Raw genomic sequence first — 3,146 nt, 5'->3', positions numbered from 1 at the left:
TGGCTGTTATCGAGATTCGGCCAGCCAACACCTGTCATCCGAGGAAATGGCTTTGAAGAGAGACCAGAGATCATTGAGAACGTTGAGTGTGAAGGCATAGACTTGGATTGACAGGCTCAAGTTTGGCGTCTTCCGCTCGTTTACGACGGGGGATCCAATTTCGATTGAGGAACGCAACCTGAAACCACCAACCATAGTCGCATGACCATGCATCCCATTGCATGACAGGGGCCGGCCGGGGGGCGCCCTTTTTTGTCCATCCATTGTCCATCTACCGTGGTCCACCACCACCTAAACAGGCCTACCACGACGGAAATACCGCCCCAGGGTACCGCCCTCGAAACCGCACTATAAACCACTACCAACCACTGACACGGACAAGAGAATACGAACACACGTTCCCTCACTCTCTGCTTTGGGAGCAAGAGGCCGTGGGTTCAAATCCCACCACCCCGACAAACGAGAAGGCCGGCGCCCAATTGGTTTCGGGGGCCGGCCCTTTTCGTCAGTGACAGAACATGAGCACAGCTCTACCCGGTTACGGCTGAGGCCGCCCTGAGGGCCGGCAGGTGAAGGTTCTCCCACGGGTAACAGGGAAAGACGCTCAATCTTTCCGACGCCCTCATCGCCGCCGTGGCCGTCGAGAACGGGCTCGCCCTGGTCACCAGAAACGGCAGACACCACCCATGGAGGAACTCCTGATCGTCGCTCGCCAGGCAGCCTGGAAGGAGCGCGACCCCATCAGCCGGATGATGAGAAAAGCCGCGTCACGGAAGGACTTCCGGGCGCGGCTTTAGTCTCAATGCCATCGGTCTACGGCGATGAGGCCCTATTCCCCTGCCCGGCCGCGCCTTCCCCTTCCGCCCCTTCCCCCGAACCTCTGCCTGATGTACAGGCCGACCAGGACGATGACGGCCAGAAGGACGACGACCTCGGCCAGACGGAAGAACGGCGCCCAGCCGGGATTCTTCCAGACCGCGCCGACCTCGAGGCCGGCCCAGATGAGGAAGGCCGTCCAGGGGATGGCCCCGACCAACGAATAGGCGAGAAAGCGCCAGAAAGGCATGGCGGCGATACCGGCCGGCAGGGAGATGAACGTCCGGATGCCGGGGAGAAGCCGGGTGACCATGACCGTGAGTTCACCGTGGCGTTTGAACCAGCGCTCGGCCGTCTCCAGCTCGCCCCGACGGAGGATGAATCGCTCGTAACGGTGCAGGAGCGGTCGGTTACCATAGAAACCGACCAGGTAGGCGACGGTCGACCCGACCATCTGCCCGCCGACCGCCCAGGCCACGGCCCCCCAGAAGGACAGGAGCCCTCGCCCGACCAGGATCCCGGCCAACGGCAGGATGACCTCGCTCGGTATCGGGACGCACGCGCTCTCCAGGGCCATCGCCAAGAAGATGCCGAATCCGCCCAGGCCGCCCAGGGCCATCGTCAGCCATTCCGCCAGTCGCTCGCTCACGGTACCACGGTCCTGTCAGTGGGGTTTAGCCTTGCTCGCCGGTCAAGATGCCGCTGTTTCTATCTTACCACAACGGCGACCGAGCGTTGCGACCGCCGCCTGCCGACCGCCGCCGAGCGAATGAGAGAAGATCGAAGAAAGACCGACCTCATCACGAGGCCGGTCTTCGCCGGCGCTATGTCTTCATCGTTGGCGGCGGCCCGGGGCTCGCCAGTCTATCGCCCCCGACCCGCCGAACGGTGCCTCGGCTGAAGCGAGGCGATCTCCTCGAGCACTTCCAGGCTCGGGGCCTCGGCCTCGATGAACCGCTGAAGGATACCGAAGACCCGCTCGCCCGAAGGGCCGCCGGTATGAAAGTCGTCGCTGACCGAGACGAGGACGCACTTCTTGCCCCACTCCCGGCGGACCAGCGAGACGCAATCGAGGACGCTGCGGCTGAGCCGATCCAGTCGCCAGACGAAGACCGCCGACACCGTCCCCTCCTTGACCGATTGCCTCAACTGCGACAGGGCCGGGCGGTCGAGGCTCGTTCCCGGTTGCCCTTCGTCAACGAAGATCAGATCCTTCTTCAGTTTGACGCCATTGCGATTGATCGCCGTCCGGCATTCTCGGACCTGCTCTTCGATGCCTACGATGTCGGTTTCCCCTTTGGCCGCCCTAGCGTAGACCGCCACGGCGTTGTGGTCGAGCTTGAGCGCTTGAAGCATCGATTGGACCCCCCATCTCTCTATCCATATCGGGGACGGCTACCGTCCGCTTTAGCTTGCGGGGACCAAACCCGCCGCTTCTAGCCCGCCTTTTGTAGCTTTCGCGGACGTAATGGCAGGAAGACGGGCATACGAATGGAATCATGGGGGATGACGAAAAATGATTGCCGGGAACCCGTCAATCCTCAAGCGAGGCAAGAGCATGAACGTCGTCACCGGCGCCACCGGGCACATCGGCAACACCCTCGTCCGCGCCCTATTGTCCCGCGACGCTAAAGTCAGGTGCCTGGTCCTGCCGTCGGAAGGGCGCGAGCCCTTGGCCGGGCTGGACATTGAGACCGCCATGGGCGACGTCAGGGATTCGGGATCGCTGGAGGCCGCCTTCGCCGGGGCCGACGTGGTCTACCATCTGGCCTCGGTCATCACCCTCTCCCCAAGGCAGGGGAGGCTCCTGAAGGCGGTCAACGTCGGCGGCGCGGCCAATGTCGTTGAGGCCTGCCGTCGCACGGGCGTGAGAAGGTTGGTCTACGTCAGTTCGATTCACGCCATTGCCGAGCCGCCGCAGGGGACGGTCATCGACGAAACGATGCCGATCGACCCAAGCCGCATCCACATGGCCTACGGAAAATCCAAGGCCGAGGCCACGCGGATCGTCCTGCGGGCGGCCGGGCAAGGGCTGGACGCCGTGGTCGTCTGCCCGACCGGGGTGATCGGCCCTTATGATTTCCGGCTATCCGAGATGGGCCGGCTCTTTCTGACCTTCGCCAAGCGGCGGCTGCCCGCTTTCGTCGACGGGGCCTACGATTTCGTCGACGTCCGCGACGTTGCCGAGGGGCTCATCGCCGCCGCCGACAAGGGGCGGACCGGGGAGGTCTACATCCTTTCGGGCGAACTGGTCACGGTCCGCCGGCTGATGGGCCTCCTCGGAGGGGTGACCGGGACACGGGCCCCGCGCTTCCTCGCGCCGGCCTGGT

Annotated in this window: 3 protein-coding genes; 1 reads left to right on the top strand and 2 read right to left on the bottom strand. The window is 63.8% G+C overall.

Annotated elements, in window-relative coordinates; all coding sequences use genetic code 11:
* Positions 1-829 precede the first annotated feature (829 nt).
* On the bottom strand, positions 830-1,465 hold the full coding sequence (locus VGL40_07110; protein HEY3315034.1) for a DedA family protein: 636 nt from the start codon (positions 1,463-1,465) through the stop codon (positions 830-832).
* 215 nt (positions 1,466-1,680) lie between these two features.
* Entirely contained in the window at positions 1,681-2,172 is a 492-nt protein-coding gene (locus tag VGL40_07105) for a recombinase family protein (GenBank protein ID HEY3315033.1), read from the bottom strand.
* 160 nt (positions 2,173-2,332) lie between these two features.
* Here VGL40_07105 and VGL40_07100 point away from each other — a divergent pair.
* A partial coding sequence (locus tag VGL40_07100; protein HEY3315032.1) for an NAD-dependent epimerase/dehydratase family protein occupies positions 2,333-3,146 on the top strand: 814 nt, incomplete at its 3' end.

It is taken from the genome of Bacillota bacterium (genome assembly GCA_036504675.1).
Lineage (GTDB): Bacteria > Bacillota > Sulfobacillia > JAJYWN01 > JAJZPE01 > DASXUT01.
This window is presented reverse-complemented; position numbering and strand designations above follow the sequence as displayed.